Below are 26,958 nucleotides of genomic sequence, written 5' to 3' on the forward strand. Positions count from 1 at the left end.
GGGCAATACAACTAACTATTACATTCCCAAACCACAAAACCGTCGATGACATCCTTCGTTGATCGATGACGCTTGGCGTTGATCAGCGACATCAGTGATTCATTCAGAATTGTTAAGGCTTCCGCTTCGAAAAGGAATATTGGGTCCTCGGGGGATGCAATCGGGACCATCATCATGGTTTAGTCATCGGCTCATAGCCATGCGCTGGGTGCCCGCTTTATAGGGCCTCCTATTTACAGCGAACACACACTAACTCCCGCCAGTCAGTGGTATACCGTTGAGACATCCGCTCTGCTTTGGGTTTCCAGGTTTGATCGATGCGGGCCGTGGCCATGGCAATGCCTTTAGGAAATCGCTGATTGATGTGATCGACCGTTTTCATTAAGGCTCGGTTTTCTGTTGGTAAATCCGTGTCGGCAAAGTCGAACAACTGAGTTTGTCCCGGCGCGGTATCCGACTGAATCTGACTAAGTTGCACCCCGCATTTGTAATACCCGTAGCCAGGCTGGTAAATGGCACTGAGCAAGCGATTCACGACCGCCAGGATCACCCGAGTATCCTGACTGGGTTGATCCAGCCTGGCACTCGCACTGCGCTGGTATTGCGGTTCGCGCTCGGCAAAGCCATTGGTCCGAATGAAAATCGTCACGCTGCCGGCTACCGACTGTTGTTGCCTGAGTTTCTCGGTGGCCCGACTGGTGAACTCGGCCAGCGCGGCGGATAACTCATGGTAGTGGGTTAAGCGGCGGCTGAAACTGCGCGAACAGACGATTTGCTGTTTATTCGGAGCCACTTCTTCCAGGTCCAAGCAGGCAATACCGTTCAATTCCATCACCGTCCGGGCCACCACCACACTGAATTGCTGCTGGATTTTCGCCGGCGGTTGGCAGGCCAACTCCCAGACGGTCTTGATTCCGAGTTGGTCCAGTTTGCGCGAGAGTTGCGGGCCAATCCCCCAGACCTCGTTGACCGGTACGATACGCATTAGCTTTTCCCTGCGCAACGGGTCCGATACATCCAATACACCGTGAGTTTTGGGCCATTTCTTGGCGGCGAAGTTGGCCAGTTTAGCCAAGGTCTTGGTCGGCCCCATGCCGACACAGACTGGAATGCCGGTCGCGCGGAACACCACTTTCTTGATGCGCTGTCCGTAAGCAATCGGGTCGGATTGACATGGATAGACGCCGGTCAAATCAAGAAACGCTTCGTCAATTGAATAAATTTCCATGCAGGGGCTAAAGGCCTCCATGGTCGCCATGACCCTGGCTGACATGTCCGCGTAGTACGAATAATTTGATGAAAAAATTTGGATGTTGTGCTGCTCAACCAGATGGCGGATCTGAAACAGTGGCACGCCCATTTTAATGGTTCCCAACGCTTTCACTTCGGCACTTCTGGCCACCACACAGCCATCGTTGTTACTCAAGACAATCACCGGTTTGCCGTTCAGATCAGGTCGGAATACCCTTTCACATGAAACGTAAAAATTGTTGGCATCAACCAAGGCTATGCGCTTTTCCGCTGGCGACATGCTGGCTATACGGGATGAATGACATTGGTCACCACTCCCCAAACCACCAGCTCCAAATCGTCGCTGAGCATGATGTCCGGGTAATCCGGATTTTCTGCTTTTAGCGTCCATTGTTCGTTTTCACACGTCAGACGCTTAACCGTCAGCTCGCCGTTGAGTGCGCAAATCACGATTTTACCTGCGACCGGCTCCAGGGAGCGGTCGACGACCAAGATGTCGTTGGGGTGAATGCCGGCCCCGAGCATCGATTCGCCTTGTGCTCTCACAAAGTACGTCGCGGCGGGTCTTTGGATCAGCAATTCATTTAAGTCCAGGTTCTTTTCAATGTGGTCTGCAGCAGGCGAGGGGAAACCCGCAGAGACTTTGCCGGCGAACAAAGGCAGCCGAAGTCGTTGTAACCAGTGAGGTGGTTTGGAAACTGCCACGCGATCGGCCAATATCATTACATCATCGACGACATTACGTTTGAAAGGCAGTACAGGCATGGCATGGCACGACAGTTGGCTGATGAACGGGTGGCATAGCCTACCATTGAAAAGGTTAATGTTCTATATTTGTTCTTTGTGGCGGTCTTGCGCTACGCCCGGCTATTCGGGTTTAATGCGCTCAAGCAATTAGCGCGAGGCAGGGCTATGTGTGGCCGCTACAGTTTAACGACAACGCCGGACCTCATCATTGAGCATTTTCAGTTGCTGCGCCAGGTAAAGTTTCAGGCTAGTTATAACATTCCGCCTGGGCAAAAGATTCTTTGCATCGTTGAATTGGAAGACCAGTCGCGTAAAGCGGTCAATCTACACTGGGGATTGGTGCCGTCCTGGTCTAAAGATGCCAAGAACAGCGCTTATCTAATCAATGCCCGCGCAGAAACCGTGCGTGAGAAACCTTCGTTTCGATCTGCTTTTAAACAGCGCCACTGCCTGATACCCGCCGACGGATTTTTTGAGTGGCAAAAACAGGAAACCGGTAAACAGGCTTTCCACATTCATAGAGAGGATGGTCAGTTATTCGCCTTCGCGGGATTGTGGGAGCAATGGCCGCACGAGGCCGAAACGCTGTACTCCTGTACGATCATCACGACCGCCGCCACTGACCTGATGCAACCGATACACGCGCGGATGCCGGTGATTATTCCACCAGAGCATTATCACCATTGGCTCGACAAAGCCACCGGCGAAGACGACGCATGGGCGCTGCTGGAAAATCAGGCCTATTCGCAGATGACCGCTACACCCGTCAGTGACTGGGTGAATAGTCCTTTGCACAATGATGCGCGCTGCGTTGAAGCCATGCCGATTCGGCATTAACCAGACCAAGGACGCTATTCGCCGAGCAAGCCGTTTAGGTTCCTGGCCAATACTATCGGGCATAGCCATAATAAAAACTCAGAAAAACGATTGAAAATTTTAGCGGCTAAAATACAACATCCATCATCTAACTGTATTTCTTCTCGCCAGCAGTTTTCACCGACTGATGGCTGCAAGCTATAACCTAAATAATTGCAACCGCGTTGCGCGACGCTAGTTTCTGGCGCTGTTGCAGCTCTAGGCGCTGAACATTATCTTGATGCTGTCTCGTTTCAATTCGTTCACGCTGATCGGACACAATTTTATTCACGACATTTGTTATCTGGCGTTCAACACCTTCCCAACCCAATACGCTTTTCGTCGCAAGATCGTTGAAATCCGTAAAGGACTTCATTTTCGAGATTGCTTCTTTTTGAGCATCGGATAAGCCATCCCCCTTTGCCAATGCCGGCGTAACAGGATCAAGATCTATGGGGTACGCTTGTTCTCCAGGAGCGAAAATCGGAAACAGCGCGACACCGCCTACTGCTGTGGCCGCCGCCTCAGCTTTTTCCTTACCCGGATTGCGGCCCTCGGTCAGTTCTTGATGCAAATCATTGTCCCCAGCAATGATGATTGGCTTATCAGGAAACTGGACGCGCAATAGCTTTGCAACGTGCGGCAAATTGCCAGAATCGAACGCAGCAACCGTTGGATACCCGAGTGACTGGGATAACGTATCAGCCGTAGCATACCCCTCACCTATCACTATGGCCGGCGCTCTCGCCAACGCTTCCACGCCATTATTGCCACCGACAACATGAAACATGTCTTGCTTAGCACCGCCAGCAGCAAAGCGCTTCATGCCGTTTTCCTGGATAGATTGCACTGATCGAATTACGCCGCTTACATCTTGCGCCGACAAGAGTAAATCACCAGCGGTGAACACCAGTTTATCCGGGTGCGAGTCCCGCAACTCCTTCGACTCCTTCCATGTTTTACCAATCATTACAGCCGAATCGGGGGGCAACATTGTTGAATCGGTCGGCACCATTCGAAGATCACCTGGCCGGGCTTCTTTCGATTGCAAATATTTATGATCGGCAGATGCAGGCGGAGCGATAGCAAGTAGCTGTCTTATAGAGGCCGCTACGGCATCCTGTTTAGCTTTTAGCTCGTTTTCTCTTGCTTGCAACTTAGACGCGCTTTGAGCTTGCAATTCCGCCTTTTCTCCATCGCTAAGCGAATATCCCTTTGACTTCCATTTCTGGGCTTCGCCGGTACGATTATTCTGAGCAAAACCGGCAGGATGACCATCCAGGTGAGCAACATAAAATCCTGCTTTCTCGCCAGCCTTATCACCAACCGTTTCAAGCCTATGTCGCTGTCCATCCATAACAGGATGGTTTCCAGAAAGCACAAACCCCATATCCTTAAGTAGCGATGAAAATTCTTCGCGCGGGGTCATTGCCGGTTCTTGCTGCGGTTTAGTGTTATCAGGCAACCATCGTTGCAACTTATCCATATTGGCATTTTGACCGACATACCACGATTTAGCGCCGGCATCCCACTTAGCACCGGCTTCTTTCGCGGCTTTTCTCTCCGAATAAGGAACAGCAAGGTATAACTTATCGGAGGCGGTTGGTTTACCCACCTCCGAATTAACAACCGACGTTACTTTTACTTCTCCAGCCTCCGACGGCAACCATTTAGAAAACGCCGATTGATCAACACCAGCAGGAATGAACCAGGATGTATGTTGCCTATCCCATTTGGCACCCAATACTTTAGCTTCCTCTTTCTCGCGGAAAGGCACAGCAATAAAGGTCTTATCATTTCCTGTGTTTTGTTGGTCTGGCCGCACACTATCACCACCTTGGCCCGACAAGCTGGCGACCGATTGTTTCTGCTCAAATTCAGAAACTTTATTCTGGAAGTCTGAGCTGTTTACCGTAGCCAACAGATCGGCGGACTTCCTCTTCTCCCGAGCGGCAGCTATGTCCTCATCAGAGCTATTCGGGTCGTTTTTGACAGCTTGCTCTTCTAATCTGGCGACTTCCGCCGCCTTTTGATACTCTTCGAATGTCGCACTTGATAATTGACTTAGGTCGCGCGGCAAAGCATCAAATTCCCTTTTCATAGCCGGCGTGATAGCTGGACCAACACCATTATCGGCTTGCCATTTCCGCCAGTATTCTTCCAACACTTTTATGGCGTCACGAAACTCATCGCTATTTTCACCACCGTATCGATGTTCTAGCTCAACGTTTAACCATAGTGCATCGATCGCTTTATCGACTTGCCCACCTTGGATCAAATCAATCGCACGTCGAACATTTCCATTACCTTGCTCTTGAGCGTAGTTACCACGCCATTCAGGAATGACCTCTTGCGCGTACTCAATATTCCGCACAGATTCTTCTAAAAGACGTTCAGTTGAATTAACAACAGGTACGCGCATAACGCCTCCTTCAAATTGAGTGGTTTCCGGTTTGGCAGATTCCGATAACGCTACCGTTTTGATATACCCACGCTCGAAATAGTCAGCAATATCTTGATGTGTGACTCCGGTTTCGGACTGGGCCGATGTATCGGCTACGATTGCTTTCTTGCTGTCGCTATCGATAACAACCTTACCGTCCGCCATTAACGTAATTCTCGAAATACCAAAACCATTCGGTTTGCCATCTGGACCATTGAGCTCTGGGAACAGATCGAGCAAATTACGCCTATCCAACTCAACACCTTCTTTGGATAGGGCAATTGCCGGCGAAGAAACTTGTTGTGTTTGATTCTGGACTAGCCTATCGGCCATTGTCTGGAACGCCTGAGCCAACCCCTTGCGCTCAAAGTAAGCATTGGTCACGCTAATATCATCTGGCGCAATGCCGAAAATAGGGGAAAGAGTTTCAATAGCGGTGTCAAAAAACCGCTCAGGTATATTGCCGACCACATTCTGAATTGAATTGAGCCCTTCTTTGCGTAATGCCACATCCAGGCTCTCGCCTTCATAGTCCTGGTAATGATCGAACGTCCATTCTTCGGACCTTTGCAATACCGTCGCAATATCAACAGCCAGTGGTCCATCAAAAACTCCGACAGCTTTCGCCGTTTTTTCAACAGACGCAACCTCGTTAATATCTGCTTTTACGTTATCCTTATACCACTGCCGCAAAGGCGCAGAATTTGGTTCAGCGTCACTATGCGAGTGATCAAGCAAACGACCGGCAACCTTTGTTCGCCATGACTGATGTGCTTCCGTATCATCGAGCGGCGGAATTCCAAGACTCGCTTGAACCTGTCTAACGAAATATATTGCCGCCGTTAATGGATCGCGCTGTTCTTGAAGAGCGAGATTCGTAATGGGGTCAAGGCGGGATTCGAGGCTAGTGGAGATTTGCATGTCGGTTAGCCCGTCAAACACCATCCTCTCAATGTCAGCAGTCAATCCTAAACGGTCTGCAAGCTCGCGGGAACGGTCGATAGATTCGCCAACAGGGCCAAGAGCAGATACATCCGCTCTTGGCAACACATCGATGTTTACCGAAGGCGATGATAGCCGTGCCTCAACCGTATCCCGCCATTCAGAAAAGGCCTGTGCTACATCGAGCGGCGGAATTCCAAGACTCGCACGAACCTGCCGAACAAACGGCACTAATCCCTGGTCGGCAATAGGCGTTAAACGATCCTCTAGGTCTTGAGCAATCTGACTGGCCGTTAAGCCATTGAAGGCCAATCGCTCAATATCGGCTGTAATGCCTACTTGGTCAGACAATAGCCTTGTTACCGCGATGGCTTGGCCTACCGGTCCCAACGCCGATAAATCTGCACGTGGTAATGACTGCGGTAATACCGATGCAATATCAACAGCCAGCACGGTTGATAACCCATCAAGAGCTACTTGCACATTCTCTTGCTCTTGCTCTTGAAAGTACTTTTGTTCTAAGCCCAACACAAAACCCTGAATTTTTTCCGCATCAGATGCCGCCCGGAAAATCTCCATTGGATCATCCCGCAAAGCCTTAATCCACGAGCCAACATAAGCCGCATGTTGAACAGGATCATGACCAATACCAAGCTCTTCACCCAAGATCATACTGGCAATTTCCGCCCTTAACTCCTCCTTGGCGTAAGCCTCGCTTCCGAATGGATGTGCAATGTCCCGGTTCAACCGGTCTTCGTGTCCAGTCCAGTGCCCCAACTCATGCAACGCGGTCGCATAGTAATTCTCTGCGGTTGGAAACTGGCCTTTTTCCGGCAAGTGAATGCTATCAGTAGACGGTCTATAAAACGCACGGCTACCACCGTTATGATTTATATCGGCACCTGACGCCGCTAATATATTTTCTGCGCGTTCAATGGGGTCCCAAGTTACCTCTTTCTTTTCAAGCGGCGGCAAACCATCGATCTGTTCAGCATTAAACACCGTTGCAAAGAAAACCCGTGGACGTTCCAACTTTACGACCACCTTCACCGGATTGCCTTCTTCGTCTAAAACCGGATTGCCGTTATCATCCCGCTTTGTTTGCTCATCGGTAAATTTCCAATATTGAACACCAGTCCCCTTCTCTCCTTTTCGGACTTGCCCACCAAGCTCACCAGCTTGCTTATAGGTCATCCACCGATTATCGTTCCTATCCTCCGACAATAAATGGAGAGTGTTGATACCTTTATATCGATTGCCGGTAACAGGGTTATATGGGAGAAATCCACCTGCTTCGTCCGGGTTCCACGGCCTTTGCCACGGCGCTGTACCTTGCTCAAGTTGCTCGATTAGCTTTTCTGCAACTGTTTCGTGAAATGGTTTCTTCGTTTTATCCATTGAAATAACCTCTTGGTTAGCAAGGTGATTAAAAACAGCCGGCGCCTGCGCATGTGGTTCGGTAACGCTGTTCGGTTCTGATGGAATTGGCGCAATGCCCTGATCGGTCTGATCTGGTTGTGAAGACTGTTCAGGTTGTAATAGATTAACTGCGGTTTCTAAGGCCTTAATCGCATCGCTTCGTGTCTCAAGATCGGTGATTAGAGTTAAAGCGTCATTGTTAGGAATAACAAACCACTTACCTGAAACAATCTCGCTATCAATGATCCCTCCCTTCTCAGGATCAAGACTGGCAATCAATCCACCCGGTTGTGATTCTGTCCAACCTTCAGGCAATGACTCCACTTCGATCTTATGCGTGTTTTCACTTGCGGCAACAACTGTGTCCAACTTACTCGATGTTGGATTGAATGTAGCGGACTCTTGAACGGCCTCGTTTTCCTCCTGATCGCTATCTTTATCATTTTTTCCAATTAAATCGACAACGGGCTTTGATGAAGTAATGCGCTCGAACACACCGAGGCCATTTTCACCGGTTGGTATAAACACCCGGTCGGCCCAGTTGATGCGCTCAATAAAAGCACCCTGCTCTTTCAATACCCGTTTTTCGGCATCGGTCAGATAGCCACGGCCCTTAAGCTCGATACGATCCTCATAATTGACCTTGGCAGTTGCGATTTCCCAACCGTTGGAAAGGATGGCCTTACTGCCTTTTGTGATGGCAGCAAACAAATCACTTGCCGTCATATTTGAAAGGCCAGAATCTAGCCCCAGGTTTTTGAGTGTTTGCTTGGCCGACTTAGGCCCCAACATTCGGCCAAGTAATTGTTCACCGTCGTCTGTTTGTAATCGTTGAATGGTTTCGGCACCTTCGACACGATCCCAGATTGGCAAAATCACACCGACAAGCATGCGTTCGGTTTTTGTTTCGGTTTTCGGCGCATTCGCAAGCTGCTCATTCCAAAGCCTTTCCGCTTCCTTTTCATCAATCGCCCGAGTCAAAGTAACCCGCTGATAAGAGCCATTAACTGATCGATAGTCAAACCCGCGACTGATAACGTCGGCATTGTCGATATATCGGTAATCGTGCTTCTTGATTGTATGCACGATACCGCGACGGACTGATTTACCATCGGAATCAAGCCGGTCGCCAATGTCGCCAAGATAAAACACTTCCCCTTTGTTTTTGCCGAACTCTGATACAAACCATCCACTTAGATCGCCTTCTTTTAAGTTATCCTTGCGAAACTTTTTAGTCTCTTCCCACTTGTGATAATGAACCTCGTTAGTCACGGCCAACTCGACATATCGAGTTTGAGCACCTGTTTTTTTATCTTCGTAAGCGACATCATCCCGTGTTTTCTGGATGCTTAAGGCCGTCATAGTCTGTAGGCCAACATCATACAAACCACGTTGCTTGGCATAATCCACGGCTTCCACAAGTCTCTTTTCGAACTCGCCAAAAACTTGGTTTTGCATATCGGTTTTCAGCGACAGTAGGCGATTCAAGAACTGCGGTATAGCCGGCAGATTGCTCTCATTCAATGAAGCATTTTCATCAAGCAGATTAAGCCCCATCTGCTTGGTAACGTCGTGGAACTTAAGGCTTGTGGTCCCACGATACAGATCACGAAAAAAGTTATTCAGCGCGGTCGATGCATATTGGCTTTCAAGATTGTCAGAAGCAGTAAACATACCCTGGCTAGTGGCCTCTCTCTGCCCGCGAGTAAGCGCTCCGAGTTGGTCAAGCCGACGAGCGATTGAAGATACAAATCGTTTTTGTGCCTTTAAGTTAGTGGTAGGTAATACATAATGGGGCTCTTGGGCTTGATTGGTTCGATGAGTTCGCCCAAACCCCTGAACGGCGGCATCGGCTCGCCAACCAGGTTGTAAGATGTAATGAATCCGTTTACGTTGATTCTCCGCAGTGTTGTCAGCATGAAAGCTATAACCGGTCCCACCGGCACCCGAGAATATGAGAATGTCCTTTTTGTCGGCTTGAAACGTCTCAGCGTCGGCCCGAGAAGAGTTCTTGCCGCGCTTTTCTTCGAAAACTCGTAGATTACCTTCATCATCGCGAGATTGAACAAAGCGTCGTCCACGGCCAGTAACCTCGGCAACTCTTTCTGAACCAAAGGCATTGATGATCGAATCCAATGGATTTTCAGGAACACGAATTTGATGCAATGTTTCTAATAAAGAGTCGCGTAATGCAATGGCCTCTCGGTCAAATACCTGATTCCCTTCCGAGTCACGTACTGGAACGTAGGTTATGTTGCCGTTATCGTCTTTCGTTTCCTCATAAGCAGCAACCGGGAAGCCGTTTCTGACGTAATCCATAAGCATTTGCCGAGGCGTAAAATCCAATTCTTCCAAAGGAGCATCATTGGCTGTAGCGTCGGCGATAATCCTTTCCTGTGCAGCTTCGTTTGTATTGACCAACTGAATCACAGCCGCATGTCCAGCATCTAACTGGTCGCGAATATGGTCTATCACTGCCGGCGTTTGCATCGCCGTGACAATTTGATTGAAGAATCGTTGATGTGCGCCCCAGAACTGAGACATAGCGGCGCTTTTACCCGGACCGCTCTTGCCTGCTTGAGTGAGTTCAAGAGCCTGCTCAACATTATTTAAAACGACTTGCCAAGCACCGGCCAGTTCGTTGTAAATATCTTCCTGTAAGTCAGATAGTGGATGTTCCAAGCGCTCATAAGAGACACCATCGTAGGACAACGACCGGGCCAAATACATGCCCATTGCTTTCATGTCCCGGCTGATCAATTCCATTGATGCGATTCCGCCTTTCGATACCCCATTGATAAAGGCATTGGTATCGGCAAACGGGGTTCCCTCACCCCATAAGCCAAGACGATCCGCGTAGCTAAGATTGCTTATCTCGGTAGCGCCGGTAGCTGATACATAGGTGACACGTGCATTAGGTAATTCGCGTTGCAAGTTAATGCCGGCTATCGCTTGTTGCGAAGGCTTCTTGACGCCTCGTTTTCCCTTAATCGCAATGGCATTGCCCATGCTATGGGCTTCGTCGAATGCGATAACACCATCGAAATCCTTACCTAACCAGTCTATGATTTGTTTAGCGCGAGACTTACCGCCCTTTTGTCCCAAATCATTCGCCTGCTTTTTCTCGCCACCACGTAGCGTCGAGTAAGTAGTGAATAAAATACCTTCCTCTTGCGTTATTTCGTTCCCGGCCTTGGTCTTACCTTGAAAAAATATCTTTGTCGGGTCGCCGCCAACACCCGCAAAATCCCTTTTAGCATCTTCTATCAAGCCTTCATTGAATGAAACCCAAACGGCCTTGGTGCGACCTTGCAGCATGTTATCCAAAATGATGCCGGATATTTCCCTACCCTTACCAACGCCAGTACCATCACCAATGAAAAAGCCCTTCCTCGAACCATTCGGCAAAATTTCCGAATGCGCTTGCCCTGCATAGACAACAGCCTCAATCTGAGCAATCGAAAGTAAGCCATTTTCGATGACACTCTTTGGCAATAGAGGAGCGTAAGACGGTGCAGGTGGTTGAACAGCGGACATTGCCGCTGATTGCACCAATTTGCCTGGATGTGGTTTAGAGCCCTGTACTGTAAGACGCTGTGGGGCGTAGTTCGCAAAGACAGAATCGGTAAACTCAGTAGCTAGATCATCCTTAGCTTCTACTGCAACGCTTGCGGCACTGTTGCTTGTAGTGAGGCTACTAGTTCCTCTAGTATCTCCGCCGCCGCTTCCTCCAGCGTTTCCGATAACTCTATCTCGAACTCCACTCCCGGCTCCGATTCCGTCATTAGGGACATGGCTATCTTCGGTTGAGCCGCTAACTTCGCTATCAATAAGAGCGGATCCGGAATCGGTCCCGTTTCCAGCAGATTCCGCTCTAACGCTGTCCGCACTAATGCTAATGCCGCTAACTCCGTTTCCGGATTGAATGGTATCTGATATTGGCGGAGTATTTGGGCGGCTTGCCTGTTTATCGGGTGTTGATTGAATATGTTGACGGTCATTTCTTATACCCTCCAATAATGCTGGTAAATCGGCCACCGAATCTACTTTGCCGGTCAATATCGGCTGCGTCGTGACCCCGTTTTTGTCGATTACTAAAATTTGATTGTCGAATGTGGTTCCGTATTTAGCATATTCTCGCCCGGAAATGCCTATATTGGCCCTTACATTGTATTTGGCTTGTATATCCTTCCACCATGAAGCAAAGGCAGGCTTATCCGCGGCCATTCCGTTCCCAACAATCGCCACCAATCGCCCACCTTGCTCTAGGCGCTTTAATGCCTGTTCGAGATGTCTTGCGCCATTAGTTGTGTCCCGCTGCCCTTGTATACGACCAGCAGACGAACTAAATGGTGGATTCATTACAACCACTGTCGGCTTAAACTCGATAGGTAGAACGTTATCCAACTGCTCAGCATTCTCTTTAAATATTGTCGCCTCGGGAAACAAGGCACCCAATAGAGCTTGTCTACGAGGGGACAATTCATTCAGAATCAGTGTGGCCCCAACCATCTTCGACCATATGGCCAAGTCTCCTGTACCAGCAGACGGCTCGGCCATAACATCATCCTTTTTGACATTCGCAACCCAATTAGCGACAAAAGAGAGCGCGGGCGGTGTGCTGAACTGCTGGAATTCCTCCATTTCTTCATCACGTCGCGTCTGAGTAGGCAATCGTTGAATCCGATTTGTTAAGTCAACGACCTTTAGCTTGGCTTCGTCGGCATTCAATGCTGTCCAAGTCGCGTCTTCGGTCCCGAGCAAGTGGATGTTAAAAGCGGCCTCTAAGGCATCATAAGCATCCTTAGATAAATAATCGCCACCGGCCTGGGTTCCACCAAACGCACGATTCGCTTCCTCGGTTAATATCTTTGATGTAATACCGCCTTCTTCACTCAAGCGTTGCGCCAATCTTAATGCGAGTAAATGCCGAGCATCGTTCGGGGATGAGTCCAGGCTTTCCTTAACCGCCACCACCGGTTTGTCAACCGGCGTTGGCTCGGGAACAAGCCAATCTTCAAAAAAATTGAAAAAATCAAGTTGTCCTTGATTAGAAATAGGTGTCTTCGCCATTGGTCAGACACCTATTCATGATTTACTGAATCGATACGGCTTTCTAATGCATCAGCCTCATTTAAGGCGTCCTCATTGAATGCACCAAGCCGTTCGGCTTCGTCAGGATCGAAGTCCACGACAGAACCAGGCACCATAGCATCAAGCAGCTTCACCCCCACTACGTCGACCGCATCAACCTCTAACTCCATTTCTAATTCCGTATCGACATTCAAATCATTTACACCGTCACCGTTACTCATCACGTCCACCCTGTTTACTAATGTTAAAATCCGGTTTTCCTTTAACGTCTTGATACGTCTGCTTGCACGTTGGAAACCCACTACACCCCCACCAAAACGCTCCCTTTTTTCGCCCTGGCCGCCTCGACAAGCCCTTTCCACATGACATGCATTTATGAACATCAGACACTAGAGACGCTTGTTTGGGGACAGGCCGACCATCCTTGTCTTCAGCGGCATGCCGGCACCCATCAGAGAACCCAGTACAGCCCCAGAAAAATTCGTTTTTGTCCTTTTTCTTAATCCGGCGCAAAGGCTTTCCGCAATCCGGACAAGGATTGAAAGCAACTTTGATCCCAATGCCATTCTGCTTGACGTTAGCCACCTCTATACCGATGTACTCCATCAACTCAGTGACAAAAGTAATCGCATTGATGTCGCCGCTTTGGATAGCTCTTTGCTGTTCGTGCCATAGAGCGGTCATATCGGGATATTTAGCTTTATCGGGCAAAGTGTCGTAAAACTCTCGCCCTGTAGGAGTGCTTATAATGTTGTTACCCTTTTCCATCAGATAGCCACGATCAAACAAAGTAGCAATGATGGTGTCACGTGTCGCCGGAGTACCAATACCACCATGCTCGCCTTCCTTGCCCTTGTCCTTTTCGATAAGGAGCTTTCGTAGACGATCATCCCGAACATATTGAGCGACGCGAGTAAGGTCTGTTAACAGGGTGGCCATTGTGTACAGTGGTCGCGGCTTCGTTTCCATCTTACTTGCAACGGCTTCCGTACAATCGCCGCCCTCGCCTGCCTTTAACACGCGAAGATCCTGAGCTATGTCGTTTGCATCACCCTCCAGATCCTCATTACCTATATCGTTTCGATATAACGCCTTCCATCCCGACAAGGTAGTGACGTTCGAGCGAACAGCAAACCGATGCGTAGCGGCTTCAAGAATAATATCGGTTTGATCGTATTGATGCTTGGGCCAGAATTGCGCGATATAGGCACGGGCAATGAGCATGTATATCTTCTGCTCGCCATCAGTCAGATTAGAAAAATCGGCGGTCGCCTCAGTGGGAATGATGCCGTGGTGGGCGCTAACCTTCGACGAATTGAATGCACGGCTCTTTAGTGACGGATCGGCCCTTTGCGCGACAAGTGTTAGCGTCGGAGCCGTCTTAGCAATAGCAGCCAAAACGTTCGGAGCATCGGCATGTTGATCTTCACTGAGATATTCGCAGTCACTTCGATTGTATGTAATCAGCTTGTGTTTCTCGCGCAATGATTGGGTTATGTCCTTAACGGAATTCGGCTTCATCCCAAACTTACGCGATGCGTCTGTTTGGAGCTTCAAAAGGTTGTAAGGAAGTGGAGGGTGCTGTTCTTTCTTTTTTGTACTAGCGCTAACAAGTTTAGCCGGCGAACCTTTCGCGGCATCCGCGATACCTTGTGCATGGTCCTGATTCGATAGACGACCTTTTTCATCTACTGGATCGCCGTCAACAACTTGATAGCGTGCAGGAAATGCCAAACCACTAAAAGCAAACTGTCCAATGACATTGTAGTAATAGCTCTTGGTATGCGCCTCAAACTCTCTATCCCTTCTAACAACCAAACCAAGGATAGGAGTCTGTACTCGTCCAACACTCAACACACCTTGAAAACCAGCCTTATTCGCGGCCAGCGTATATGCACGACTCATGTTATAACCGTATAGCTGATCTCCGACGCTTCTGGCCTCCGCAGCCGCTGACAAACCGGCGAACTCCCGATTGTCCCTCATACTCGCAAGCGACCTCTTAACGACACTGATATTGTTATCATTGATGAGCAACCGTTTAACAGGCAACGAACAAGACGCATACTCCAATATTTCATCAACCAATAGCTGACCTTCCTCGTCTGGATCGCCCGCGTGTACAACGCTACTGGCTTGTTTTAATAATGTGGTGATAATCTTGAGCTGGTCTTTTTTATCGTTTGACGGTTTTTTCTGCCAAGGGATATGCGAAATAGGCAGATCATCCATATTCCACTTACTGAAACGAGGATCGTAGTCCTCTGGGTCCAACAATTGCAGCATGTGACCGTAGCACCACGTCACAAAGCTATCACCACAATCATAGAAACCGTCTTTGCGCGATCCCCCGCCCAAACCATCAACAATGGCTTTAGCCAGATCGGGCTTTTCTGCAATAAACAATTGCATGAAAACCTCCTTTTTACCAAGTGAAAACCGGGCGGATAACACCCTTGATTTGAGAGCGTTCAACTAAGCCGAAATAGCGACCATCAAATGAACCTGCGTTTATATCCGTCATAAGCAAAACCTCTGACTCAGTTAATTCTTTGGTGGTCCTAAATCTCGGCATAGGGCGTCCCGCCCCATCAAGTGCAGAAGGAGCGCTAAATGGCAATAAAACATCATTTACTCGCACACCATCGTCACCAATCGAAATGACATCCGTTTTAGCCGCTAAAATTTTCTTCATCATGAATCCGTATCCACCTGGGCAGTAACCAGCACCGATATAACCCCTAGTCATGGCTAAATCGAAGACCTCTCGTTGTGGAGGACAGAACATTACATAGGCACCCTTCTCCACCGGGTCGTTGGTTTCCCAGTAAAGGCCAACAGGAATGCTACGTGTTGAATTGAATCGCGCACCAACGGCGTAGGCGATTCCGCATAATGCGAGATAGGAGATACCAAGCATGGCAATCAATGAAGTAAGCCGCATCATAACTTGATGGCCTCATCACGCCTTGCTTCATGCGTCTTAAGTAACTTATCGGAAACCTTAGGAGGCGGAATAGATGCTCTGGCCTGAAATACCGGATCCTTGAAATATAGGGGCTGGACACCGTAAATAGCAGGGTAGCCTGCGGCATAAATCACCATGTCCCCCGGTTTCTCAATCAACCCATCTGCTCCCTTAACCGGACCAGGCATGCGTAAACATTCATCCGGAGTCAACAGGGGCCGTTGTACTTCCTGAATGGTCCTAGAGACTTGCGCCAATAACGCGCTGGTTCGCCGACCGCTGGTTGTAATTTGTTCTTTTGCAACTGTGGTTTGACCCGTCAGTTTGGATAGATGATCAGCAGTCTCTACCCTGTTTGGTGGATAAGCATTCTGTACATGACAGTTAGAGGTTATCGATTCGTCAGCTCCATAACCCGTTTCACGACTTTTTAATTGATTAATATCTTGGCAAATCAGATAGCACTTAATCCCGTAACCCGCCACAAAAGCCAGAGACTCTTGCAAAATCTCCAGTCTGCCGAGACTAGGAAACTCGTCGAGCATCATTAGCATTCGATGCTTGTAATGAGCTTTAGGACGACCATTCTCGAATTCCATCTTGTCAGCCAAAAGCCTGACAATCATATTCACCATAACCCTAACTAACGGTCTTAGCCGCGCTTTATCATTAGGCTGGGTGACTATGTATAAACTGACTGGATCATCGAAGTTCATCAGATCTTTGATGCGAAACTCAGACTTACGCACATTGCGCTGAACAACTGGATCGCGATACAAAGCGAGATACGACTTGGCCGTAGAGAGAACAGAACCAGCCTCTTCTGGAGGACGATCCATCATATCCCGAGCGGCAGAGCCAACCACCGGATGGTTTTTACCAAATGCATGCCCGTAGGTTGTCATTTCCACCCAAAGCTCGGCAATGTCTCTATTAGGATCAGACATAATGGCATCCACAATAGGAAGAGATGCCTCGCCACCCTCATCCCTGGCCTTATACAGAACATGCATAATCACACCGACAAGCAAAGCCTGAGCTGTTTTCTGCCAATGCGTTTCTAAGCCCTTACCATCTGGATCAACTATCAAGGTTGCCAAATTCTGGACATCGCCGACTTCATACTCCGTACCAAGCCTAATCTCATCCAATGGGTTCCAACATACACTACCTTGCAGTGCGGCCGGCTCAAAACGCAAAACCTTATTCCTGGCATATTTTTTTCGCCAACCTGACGTTAGAGCCCATAGCTCGCCCTTTAAGTCGGTAACAACCGCGCTACGTTCCCAAGACAATAGCGTAGGAATAACTAAACCGACGCCCTTACCTGAGCGAGTCGGCGCATAACATAGTACGTGCTCTGGACCGTTATGCCGCAAGTATCGTGTAACACCTTTCTTGTCGACCCATGCACCTACATAGACCCCTGAAACCGGCTCAGGCCTTTTACCGAAGAGCCGAGTAAATAAACCGGCAGAACGAGGCAACAAGCCGGCCTCTTCAATATCCTTCTTGTTAGCCCATCGGGCGGAGCCATGCAAATACGGATTAACCTTCGATGAATTCGCAATCACCATCTTTGCAACAACCAACCCGAGTAAACCGACAGCAGTAACGGACATACCAACACTGCCCGCTTTCATGAAGCTGTCCTGATATAACCCATACCAATCACTAGACCAACGCAGTACAGCCCACGGTGCGTATATATGGTTGTAATGAGGGCCCAACGTAGACTGGTAATTAAATTCATCGGCAAAGAACTGGGTTGCCGATTGAAGGCCAGCGACTAACGATGTAACGGCCAACGCAGGTATGACGATTCCAACACGAGGTTTACCTGCGCGGATTTGGGGGCCGACTGCATTGTTAAATTTATCTTTCATTTGATACGCCCCTTTTAGCGGCTAAAAGGCAAAAACCCTATGACTGATGTTATGGCTAACATCGCCCATAGCATTCAATGTTTTTGATAAGCTGATTATCTATGAAAAGATACTATCAACAATGACTTACAAAGGCAAATACCTTAATTTTTTTTTGATTTTAGCCCCAGAAGAAACCGAGGCGTATGCCTAACAAATAAAAGAAGCGGCTATCTACTTCGGCCTTTTGCGAGCGTTATTGAACCGGACTCACCAACAGATACAGCGTCACCTATCGATAAACGCTGTAGCCGTGCCGCCATCGGTTCATCGACTGGCAAGACACACACAACATCATCACGCTTTAGGAGCAGAAGAGCCGTGCCGTCAACGCGTCTTAAGCCAGCAAAAGATAGCGTACCAGCATCGCCTTCACTGTATCGCCTATGCATCGGCACATTGATACCCCTTAACCGCTTTTCTTCACGCTCAGCAATGTATTTATCGGCCTCAACAAATACAATCAATCCTGCCCCAGAAACTGACCGTCGCAATGCGTTATTACGCTCGGCTCCTTGCTGCTCCACACCACCAGATACATTGCCCGACAGTAGCATTTCAACTCCTGCGGCGAAGCGAACCATAGCGAGACTGGACAAGTCTCGCAAACGGTTGCGGCTTTCGGGCGGCGGTCTTCGCCCAACGCCGCTAACGTTGGGCTTATTGATGGCTCCGAAGAATCCATACCATCGCCCTGCTCCATTGGCATTATGGACTCCTGATCCAATGCCGCTAACGCCGCTTCCAATTCCTCTTCCTCGCTCAGATAGTTGTTCATTTCTGTTCACCGTAGTGTTATTCAATAAAGACCGCCTTTGCCGCTCCAGGACAGGATCGGCAAAAACCAAAGGAATGCCGGCATCAACCGCCGTTCTTACAATTCGTGCTTTGAATTCGGCACTACCCGAAACCGTGATTGTGCTCCCGTACCTTTCCATCGCCATCCGCAATGCCACCTCCAACCCATCAGCGGAAGAACCTCGTGAAACCTTAAGCTTGTCGCCATCATCACGGATCGCCGAAGAACCAGCGCGGTAAATTATGGTACCTTTCTTTGTGACTCCATCCAGCTTAACTTTCACACCATGACGTATTCGCGCACCACCTATTCCACCGATAGTATCCCCACTCAATCCTTGCGCAGCATCCCGAGCCCGTAAAGCATTAAGAGCATCAACATCACCAGAAGACGCCTTACGTCTCAACCAATCAGCCCACTGTTGCGGCCTGTGACGTTCAAATATTGCCTGCCTTTCCGCCTGGCATTGCTGATTAGCATGTTGAATGTCGGCCAATAACGACTTGCTTGCCAATGCATACAGAATCTTCTTTTCGATGCGAGACTTCGTAGAGAGCTTTATCACAGCCCGCTTTAACTTGGCCGCTCGCTTTGCGGCATCTATCTTGCGAGCCCTCTCTTCACGCACCGACTTCCATTGTTGAGCACGCAACGCCCGTTGATTAGCCTGTTCATTTTTATACCGAGCAAATAACAGCGTTGTATCAAGCCTGGATCCAACCGGCCTCGGCTCATATACCTTCCCTCGCCCGGTAGATTGCGAAGCGACACCCGAGTCTTTAGAAAGAGACTCGAACACACCAAGACGACCCTCAAGTTTTCCCTTTGATAAATCACGTGCAACGGTACTAGCCTTAACCATCAAACCATCATGATCAGCAATGACAAAACCATTCCCTCTTTCCTGCAACGTAAGGCCGTGCTCGCGAAGCACCTTGTGAAATTCATCCCAAGAGGCTGCCGCATGGAGTTGATCTAAACATTCACGCCGAACCCAACTGAGCAAGCTTTCAACACCAGCATGACGCTCCATGTCGGCAGCTCGGTTTTCACTTGCCACCTTGTTGGATTGATGATTATCTCGCTCAAGACCATACTTTATCTCTATGGCCTCGCACAGCTTACCGAGAACCTTATGGTCGTTATATGAGTTATGAATGGTTAAACGTGTCGGATGAATTTTATTGATGGCAATATGCATGTGCAGATTATCCGTGTCGCAATGGACAGCACTAACACGCTGATGCTCACCATACCCTAACCCTTCGCAAATACTTCTTTCTATCTCCTTTAGGACTTCATTACTAGGCCGCTCGCCTTCACGAAAACTTAAAATAAGGTGATAGGTCTTGTCCGATTCAGCGCGGGTATTCATTCCTTGAACAGCGGTTACTTCGATGATTGCAGCCGTTAAATCCTCCGACTGACAGTTAGTCACAGAAGTGTATTCAACACGCTCTTTCTTATCCTGATCGTCAGATATGTAACTGACAAGAGCATCGAAGTCGCTTTTCTTGATCGACTTCATCGGAACATGTTTCGCGATCATAAGCGCGAAATTTTAGCCGCTAAAATCACAGGTCGGACCTTGGCATTATTACCGCCTTCATAACTTCAACCATTTTGTCTTGCGTAGCCTCGATACGTGCAAGTGCAGCCCTAATAGTGGACTCACCGAACTGTGCGGTGCGAGCATCATTCGTTAGCCAGAGCTTCAGCAATCCACCAAGCCGCCCCAAATCGCCATTGATCTTAGCGAGCTCCATAACGCGCTCGTTGTCGGTAATGCTTTTAGGAGCATAACCAAGACCAAGGAATCTCAAGTAGGCAGATGTGCTATGGCCGGTTTGCCGAGCATTCGCCTCAATAGCCGCCTTTTCATCTGGAGTAACCCACACATAGATCGGGGTACTTCCCTTCCTCGTCGCCTTCTTCTCTGTCATGTTCCCCTCTGATGTTCAACTATCGGCGGCAGCCGATTGACCTCGTAGAGCAGGATTCCCATTGAGTGCATAGCGCGAATAAAGGGAAGTGAAGTACATGTGTCGGCTTCGCCGGTACATGTACTTCACATATCCTGCCCCGACCATACGGTCGGTGACTCCACAACATGTTATCACCATAATGTCAAAAAACACCAAAACGGACGATCAAAACGCAAAAAAATAATCGACATGTAAAAATAACTTCATATAAACTAAAGATAATTCTATATATGTAGCTTATGTTTTTACGCCATAATTGACGAAAAATTGCCCCAAAAGTTGACTGAGCCGCACTTCCAGTGAAATGAAATGAATAAACGTTATCCAGAACAGCTAGCGGAGTGGGTGAAGAAAAAGCAATCGGTGAAAAAGCGCGACCGAAATCTCGTAATGTTCCAAGCCGTAAAAGAAGATGTTCGCGAAGCAATCGCCGCAGGCTATTCAATACGAACAATCTGGGAGCATATGCACGAAGTCCAGCGTGTCACGATTGGGTATCACCAGTTCTTGAAGTACACAAACCAAGTGATCAAGAAGCACCAAGAAATGCCAACTAAAGAACAGATAACGCAGACCGAACCCAAGAAAGGAGGGCAGCCAGCACACAAGACACCCGATAACCGAACCCCCAAAAACCCGCAAAAACCACAAAACTTCATTTTCGATCCATCACCCAATAAAGAGGACTGGCTCTAATGGCAAAAATACACATGGTATTACAAGGCAAAGGCGGCGTAGGCAAAAGCCTAATAGCCGCCTTGATCGCTCAATATAAAGTGAGCAAGGGACAAACCCCGCTTTGCGTAGACACCGACCCAGTGAATGCTACGCTCAACGGATACAAGAAACTCAATGTCACTAAACTCGACATCCTAGATGGCGATGAAATCAACTCACGCCATTTCGACAAACTAATCGAAATGATCGCCACAAGCGAAAGCGATATAGTCATAGATAATGGAGCAAGCTCATTCGTACCACTATCGAATTACCTAATGACAAATGCAGTACCCCAACTACTAAAGGAAATGGGCCATACACTTGTCATTCACACCGTTGTAACTGGCGGACAAGCATTAGTAGATACCGTGGCCGGCTTCGGACAACTGGTTCAACAATATCCAGAGGAAGCCGAATTTGTCGTGTGGTTGAATCCGTACTGGGGACCAATAGAAGACAACGGCAAGGGATTCGAGCAAATGAAAGCCTACACCGCAAATAAAACACGTGTTGCGGCTATTGTAAAAATACCGGAACTAAAGGCCGAAACGTTCGGACGCGACCTAAGCGATATGTTGCAAGACAAAATGACATTCGAGGAAGCGATAGCCGCAGAAACAAACACAATCATGATGCGACAACGCCTAAAACTTATCCAGCGTCAGCTGTTCGATCAAATGGAAACTGCGGTGATTTTATAATGAGAGACGACCAAATCGAAAGCCTGATTCGGGAAATCGCGACCAAACACGGCATCGCCGTTGGTCGCGACGACCCTATTCTGATATTACAAACAATCAACAATCGACTGCTACAGGATGGAGCCAAAGCACAGCAGGACATGCTTGATCAATTCAAAAAAGAGCTGGAAGCAATGGCAATGCGCTGGAGTGAGGACGCAAAGAATAAAGCCGAGCGCATTGTAAATGCGTCGTTGAACGCCAGTAAGGAGTCAATGGAAAATATGATGGCCCAAGGCGCAAGGGACACCATAAAAACAGTCAGGACTGAAATAGACTCATCATTAAACAGAATCAATGGGCCAATCCGGGACGCAAAAAAAATCGCCGTTCTGAACGTAATCGCGGGCAGCATGACAATAATTGCCGTGACTGCATTTCTAGTATTCACTGTTTGGCTTAAATGAGGCGGTCACTGGAAGGATTTTAGCGGCTAAAAAACTAATATACTTTCCAGCGAACTTCTAAAGCAATCCACTCGCTGGTCTGCGGGTCACGCGCTAACCTAAGCTGTGCAATCCATTTCCGTATAATCGCCCCTCGCTCGCGTCTTACACGCATTTGCAAGCGGTGGACGCCGAATACTCGTGTATTTCGGGTGACAAAATTGGCTCGAATAGCCTTTTCACAAATTATCTTGTACTGATCAAGATTCATGGCAATTAAAAAACCCAATTCCGTAAACCCACAAGACTGGTCGCGGTAAAACCTACTTGCATCACCACAAGCGCCCAAGTTCGTGTTTTTACGCCATGATACAACCAGGCAAAATTGGATCCCAAATAAGCCAAAAATCCATACCCGGAATAGGGCACATGCAAGGCCAACAACAAACTACCGATTAGCCCAAATATGGATCCAACCCAACCAACAGCTACAAGCAAGCGATTATTGTTCACTTAAGTCTCCAGACATTAGATAGCCGCGTCCGTGCGGCTGATTAAACTTACATAAGGTTATAAAAACTGTAATCGTAACTTTCGCGCTTACACCACTTAACAATGGCCTCGCGTTCGGAAAGCTTATCTTTGCCGCCTTGTAGCGAGGTCATTACATTGCAATGCTCTTCACTAAGTAAACGTAATGCGTAACTGCCGTTGTCTCTGAGTAAACGACGGGCTCTTCTATACTCGGCTTTAGTCATGGGACACCGTTATTAGATCAATGGCAAGGCTGTACATACAGCAACATTGAGGGGTTAAAATGTAAATCACACTCAACACCACGGCCTAATAGATCGCGGATTGAGATAACACCATAAACGGCGGAATGAATATCGCCATTTGAAACGGTACAACCAAAGGCGTGATCAATACCTTTACCATTGCCACCTTTCTCGGTAATGAACCACTCCATACCAAAACCACGGTAATGCAGATAGGCAATGGAATGATCGCAATCACTCTCAAGAATTGGCATGGAAGTAATTACATCGGCTAAATCGACGGCAACTCTCCTAAATGAATCTTTATCATCGCCACGAAGCATTCCCGCAACAATCTCGGCCGCTTGCGCTCTTGATAAGAAAGGCATAATCACCGGCAAAGAATCACTAGCCTTTACAATAAGCGGCCTAGGAAAAAAAACAGTGGTTATATTAGAGTGCGGGTTAAAACGATTGTCTTTCATCGGTTTTCTCCGGTAATTGACCCTGGCAAATTGCCCGGCCTTCTCTTGATTATGCGCTGGTCGGAAATGCCTTACCGACCAGCCGGTTTCGAACAGCGACTAATATTCGTCGGCCTCTTCCCCGCAATGATCACAACCATGCTCATACGGATCGGCGCCATTGGATCCACATGTGTTGCAAATCCAAGTAGAATCTTCCACGCCTGTAGAAATGCGACTAAAACGGCCTAAACGTGAATCTTCAAGCCATACATCATCGTTAATGGTGGGATTGACACTGTGCTCTGCCATCGGAATCTCCGGTAAATGACCTTGGCGGAATGCCCGGCCTTCGATGGAAATAATAGGGCATTTTGCCCTATATGTCAAGCTTTACCGTGAATAAAAAAGCGCTTCTTTTAGAGAGCAATATCTAACGCTAAACATGATCCTTTTTATCTGGCGTAAAGTGACTATTTTGAACCGTGGGAAATGTTTAACGTTAATTTTGGAGCAACACCTAAACTGTCACTTTGTTTGAATGACTTCCGAGTAACAATATTGTGTCTCCGTTGAGCCTCTAATACGCTATCGAAGTCGCTAGTCAATTCCTGTTCATTTCTTCGCAATTTCCGTTCAGCAAGCTCTTCAATTTTTGGAGAATGCAAGCCCATTCCGTCCCGAATTTCTCTAACAGCTTCGAGCCTTGCTTGCATGACCTGTAACCTTGAATGTTGTTGCGCAAGTTGATCTTGCCAAGCTCGTCGAGTACCTGGCAAAACCAAAACTCCAGGCTTTGCGGATTGAATTTGTTGGATCCTGGACTGCTGTTTTTCAATTAAGGTTTCAAGCTTATCTTCAACACGATCTACTTGTTCTTGCTTTGCTTCAACGTAATCCAATAGAGCTTCTTGATAGCTTTGCTCAACAGAGGACACTTCGAGAATAGCTTGCTGCTCTCTTTCCGCTGTTTGAGCACTATCCAGAAGTTCATCAACGTTATAAACAGTTTTCGCATTTATCCCTTGATCATCTTGCAATTGATCAGACACAGGATCAATTGCATTATCGATGTCACGCACTACATCTGGCGTTAAAACTCTTTTTTGAGGAGCATTTACAAGTACCATATCGCCTCCAATCACCATTATGTACTGCGCCGGCCAAAAGCCGGCGCTTGCCTTGTAATTTAGCCTTCTAGCACTGCCAATAGCTTAACTTCACCAAGATCAACTTCTAATTCATGACCATCATCGTCATACTTGATATGCCCGCGCCCCTCGGTGGAGGGTCTTTTGTCAAGCATGATCCTACCAGGCCGTCCGTCATGCCATATTTGCACGATAGCCTTTTTAAATTTGCTTGGATCGACCACTTTTTTCTTTTCGCTATCTTCCTGTTGCTTAAGCTCTGGATCGATAGACGTTCCGGCACTCTCCGCCGATTGCAGTTGCTCATCTCCAGTTGCGACTAATGAATGTTCGCCTACTTCGATATTTGATTCACCTTCACCCGTTAAAGCAGTGTCAGAAACTTGGTCGCTATTAAGATCATCGTTACTAGTATCGGAGAGGTTATCAGTTCGTTCATTATTAGCATCTTGGATGCCACCGATATTTTCCTTCTTGTCCTTTAAATATTCCTGAAATAACTTCAATTGTCCCCTAGTAAACTCTTGACCAGGCGTATCTAACCAAGCCATGACATCATCTTGGTTCGTCTTATAAAGCTTATTGAGTTCGTAAATAATATTTACGTCGGTAACTTTCCCGGCTTTGTATGCCGCATCAAGTTCCGCTGGTAACTTGAGCAATGTAGTGTGCAAAGTCACCCATGCCGGGCTCTTACCGATTAAAGATGAAATAGTCTTCTTTCCAATACCTTCCTCTAAAGCTGTTGCGATGGTGTGCGCAATCTCTAACGGGGTATTACCTTCCTTTTGGAGATTAACAATCAGTTGTTCGATCTTTACTCGTGCCGCCGACTTATCGCCTTCGTCTTCAATGATGGCCGCAATCTTTTCAGCCCCGTTTTGCTTTGATGCCCGGTATCGCCTAGCACCATCCTTGATCATGTATCGACCCTCAATTTCTGGGTGCTTTCTGATCGTTATTGGCTGCAATAAGCCGCTATTGTCAATGGACTCCGCCAACTCCGCTATGCTTTCAGCCGAAAAGCCAGGGTTGAATTCTGTACGCGGTTGTGCAGGATCCTCGTCGATCAAATTGATGTCAATCTCTGCATAACCAGATGCTTCTTTTGGTTGTTCGGAAAGTAAGCCGGCGAGGTCGCCAATTTCATGCAAGGCCAACCCACTGCTTGCGATGGTGTGTAATTGATCTGTCATTATCCGATCTCCATTTGATTAAGAACATGGGCCGCTAATGCTCTCACTTCTTTGGCCGCCACTCGCGCTGTTGTCTTTTTGATTTTCCATACTGGCGTTCGCGATGCTAATGCATCGGCAATACTACTCCGTAGACCAATGACTATACCTTCGGGAGTCATCAATGTCGGATAAGCATGGGTGAGTTCCTGAAGGTGTCGTATGTGCCTCGGATTCCTTTTATCAACTTTGCTAGGAACCATGCCAAGAAACTTTAGATTTTTATTAGCTTTTCGGATGTTAGCTATGGTTGTAACCATTCGTTTTATACCTTGAATACTGTATGCCTCTAATTCAATGGGAGAAATAACAAAGTCCGATACAAGTAAAGCGGCTCCCATTGTTATGCCAAGTGATGGAGCGGTATCGATCAAGCAAACATCAAAGCCCACAGCAGATAATTGTTTTATGGCAGAATTAAAGTTCGTACCTGCATCTTGCAACGTCATTTTTTCCATATTCGCGAGAGCTGCATCAGACTCGATAAGAACTAGCCCAGTGGAAGGCAATGAAGAACAATCGACATTGGTATCAGATAGAAGCGTGCTAGCAGTGATTCCACACTTATACGCTCCCAATGTGTAAGATGCATTTGCTTGAGTATCAAGATCAACTACAACAACTCGTAAACCACGTTCGGCAAAGTCAAAAGCAAGATGAACTAGGGTTGCTGTTTTACCTACACCGCCTTTTTGATTTGCTGTAACTAATGTTTTCATAGCCCCTTTGCTTCCTTTGCCCACTTTCTGACTTGATATGCTTGATGCCGCGGCAAAATCACCGTCACTTTTTCGTAACCGTCTGGTACTTCCGCTAATTCCTTGTAGGCATTCCAAACTCGATTTACTGCTTGCGATACCGCGCTCTTTGTAATGTTCATTGCTCGCGCAAAGTCGGCTTGCGACTTCCCCTCCACCAATACCCCTCGCGCTATTAAGATGCTTTGATCCCCAATCTCTAACTGAGAAATCGCCTGTTCGAATTGCTTTTCGGTTAATCTCTTCATAACCACTTCCTAAACATCTATCGCCCATGTTTATGCTCCGCGCCTTGTTGAAGAAAGACGGTGACAGCCG

At 47.8% G+C, this 26,958-nt stretch carries 20 protein-coding genes; 4 read left to right on the top strand and 16 right to left on the bottom strand.

Annotated elements, in window-relative coordinates:
- Window positions 1-229 precede the first annotated feature (229 nt).
- Window positions 230-1,531 carry a Y-family DNA polymerase gene (locus tag QLH52_RS19860; RefSeq protein ID WP_319962703.1) on the bottom strand — a complete coding sequence of 434 codons (1,302 nt, stop codon included), beginning with the start codon at window positions 1,529-1,531 and terminating at the stop codon, window positions 230-232.
- Window positions 1,532-1,536: 5 nt separating this feature from the next.
- Window positions 1,537-2,016, bottom strand: coding sequence for a LexA family protein (locus QLH52_RS19865; protein WP_367156213.1), 480 nt, complete (start codon window positions 2,014-2,016; stop codon window positions 1,537-1,539).
- Window positions 2,017-2,163: 147 nt separating this feature from the next.
- Here QLH52_RS19865 and QLH52_RS19870 point away from each other — a divergent pair, with 147 nt between their 5' ends.
- Window positions 2,164-2,835: an SOS response-associated peptidase gene (locus QLH52_RS19870; protein WP_319962704.1), complete on the top strand. Its 672-nt coding sequence runs from the start codon at window positions 2,164-2,166 to the stop codon at window positions 2,833-2,835.
- 184 nt (window positions 2,836-3,019) lie between these two features.
- Here QLH52_RS19870 and QLH52_RS19875 read toward each other — a convergent pair whose 3' ends face one another.
- The 7 genes from QLH52_RS19875 to traJ all read right to left on the bottom strand — a co-directional run bounded on the left by QLH52_RS19875 (window position 3,020) and on the right by traJ (window position 20,386).
- Window positions 3,020-12,730 carry a strawberry notch-like NTP hydrolase domain-containing protein gene (locus QLH52_RS19875; protein WP_319962705.1) on the bottom strand — a complete coding sequence of 3,237 codons (9,711 nt, stop codon included), beginning with the start codon at window positions 12,728-12,730 and terminating at the stop codon, window positions 3,020-3,022.
- 11 nt (window positions 12,731-12,741) lie between these two features.
- Entirely contained in the window at window positions 12,742-12,972 is a 231-nt protein-coding gene (locus QLH52_RS19880; RefSeq protein WP_230874546.1) for a conjugal transfer protein TraD, read from the bottom strand.
- A complete protein-coding gene (locus QLH52_RS19885) occupies window positions 12,965-15,163 on the bottom strand; it encodes a DNA topoisomerase 3 (RefSeq protein ID WP_319962706.1) in 2,199 nt (732 codons plus the stop codon). The genes QLH52_RS19880 and QLH52_RS19885 overlap by 8 nt, the downstream gene beginning before the upstream one ends.
- 13 nt (window positions 15,164-15,176) lie before the next feature.
- The gene (gene traF / locus QLH52_RS19890) at window positions 15,177-15,698 is read right to left on the bottom strand and encodes a conjugative transfer signal peptidase TraF (protein WP_196433906.1); all 522 of its coding nucleotides are present in this window, start codon (window positions 15,696-15,698) and stop codon (window positions 15,177-15,179) included.
- On the bottom strand, window positions 15,695-17,605 hold the full coding sequence (locus QLH52_RS19895; protein WP_196433905.1) for a type IV secretory system conjugative DNA transfer family protein: 1,911 nt from the start codon (window positions 17,603-17,605) through the stop codon (window positions 15,695-15,697). The genes traF and QLH52_RS19895 overlap by 4 nt, the downstream gene beginning before the upstream one ends.
- A 209-nt stretch (window positions 17,606-17,814) precedes the next feature.
- Window positions 17,815-19,992 carry a TraI/MobA(P) family conjugative relaxase gene (gene traI, locus QLH52_RS19900; protein ID WP_319962707.1) on the bottom strand — a complete coding sequence of 726 codons (2,178 nt, stop codon included), beginning with the start codon at window positions 19,990-19,992 and terminating at the stop codon, window positions 17,815-17,817.
- 25 nt (window positions 19,993-20,017) lie between these two features.
- On the bottom strand, window positions 20,018-20,386 hold the full coding sequence (traJ, locus tag QLH52_RS19905; RefSeq protein ID WP_196433903.1) for a conjugal transfer transcriptional regulator TraJ: 369 nt from the start codon (window positions 20,384-20,386) through the stop codon (window positions 20,018-20,020).
- Window positions 20,387-20,737: 351 nt separating this feature from the next.
- On the opposite strand from traJ, the gene QLH52_RS19910 reads away from it, so the two are divergent.
- The 3 genes from QLH52_RS19910 to QLH52_RS19920 are packed head-to-tail and all read left to right on the top strand — an operon-like array spanning window position 20,738 to window position 22,295.
- Window positions 20,738-21,124 carry a TraK family protein gene (locus QLH52_RS19910; protein WP_196433902.1) on the top strand — a complete coding sequence of 129 codons (387 nt, stop codon included), beginning with the start codon at window positions 20,738-20,740 and terminating at the stop codon, window positions 21,122-21,124.
- Window positions 21,124-21,849, top strand: a complete 726-nt coding sequence (locus tag QLH52_RS19915; protein WP_196433901.1) for a nucleotide-binding protein — start codon at window positions 21,124-21,126, stop codon at window positions 21,847-21,849. Before QLH52_RS19910 ends, QLH52_RS19915 begins: the two co-directional genes overlap by 1 nt.
- Window positions 21,849-22,295, top strand: a complete 447-nt coding sequence (locus QLH52_RS19920; protein WP_425257806.1) for a conjugal transfer protein TraM — start codon at window positions 21,849-21,851, stop codon at window positions 22,293-22,295. The genes QLH52_RS19915 and QLH52_RS19920 overlap by 1 nt, the downstream gene beginning before the upstream one ends.
- A 255-nt stretch (window positions 22,296-22,550) precedes the next feature.
- Here the strand turns inward: QLH52_RS19920 and QLH52_RS19925 are convergent, their stop codons facing one another.
- The 7 genes from QLH52_RS19925 to QLH52_RS19955 form a co-directional block, all read right to left on the bottom strand.
- A complete protein-coding gene (locus tag QLH52_RS19925) occupies window positions 22,551-22,787 on the bottom strand; it encodes a hypothetical protein (RefSeq protein WP_230874545.1) in 237 nt (78 codons plus the stop codon).
- A 262-nt stretch (window positions 22,788-23,049) separates the two neighbouring features.
- On the bottom strand, window positions 23,050-23,517 hold the full coding sequence (locus QLH52_RS19930; RefSeq protein ID WP_196433900.1) for a hypothetical protein: 468 nt from the start codon (window positions 23,515-23,517) through the stop codon (window positions 23,050-23,052).
- Between the two features lie 99 nt (window positions 23,518-23,616).
- Window positions 23,617-23,808, bottom strand: a complete 192-nt coding sequence (locus tag QLH52_RS19935; protein ID WP_196433899.1) for a hypothetical protein — start codon at window positions 23,806-23,808, stop codon at window positions 23,617-23,619.
- A gap of 161 nt (window positions 23,809-23,969) precedes the next feature.
- Window positions 23,970-24,644 (bottom strand): IncP plasmid survival protein KfrC family protein, encoded by a 675-nt coding sequence (locus QLH52_RS19940; RefSeq protein WP_319962708.1) that lies wholly within the window; start codon window positions 24,642-24,644, stop codon window positions 23,970-23,972.
- 41 nt (window positions 24,645-24,685) lie between these two features.
- Window positions 24,686-25,843 carry a ParB/RepB/Spo0J family partition protein gene (locus QLH52_RS19945; RefSeq protein ID WP_196433897.1) on the bottom strand — a complete coding sequence of 386 codons (1,158 nt, stop codon included), beginning with the start codon at window positions 25,841-25,843 and terminating at the stop codon, window positions 24,686-24,688.
- Window positions 25,843-26,601: a ParA family protein gene (locus QLH52_RS19950; RefSeq protein ID WP_196433896.1), complete on the bottom strand. Its 759-nt coding sequence runs from the start codon at window positions 26,599-26,601 to the stop codon at window positions 25,843-25,845. The genes QLH52_RS19945 and QLH52_RS19950 overlap by 1 nt, the downstream gene beginning before the upstream one ends.
- On the bottom strand, window positions 26,598-26,888 hold the full coding sequence (locus QLH52_RS19955; protein WP_196433895.1) for a TrfB-related DNA-binding protein: 291 nt from the start codon (window positions 26,886-26,888) through the stop codon (window positions 26,598-26,600). Before QLH52_RS19955 ends, QLH52_RS19950 begins: the two co-directional genes overlap by 4 nt.
- Window positions 26,889-26,958 lie beyond the last annotated feature (70 nt).

This window comes from Methylomonas defluvii (genome assembly GCF_033949435.1).
Lineage (GTDB): Bacteria > Pseudomonadota > Gammaproteobacteria > Methylococcales > Methylomonadaceae > Methylomonas > Methylomonas defluvii.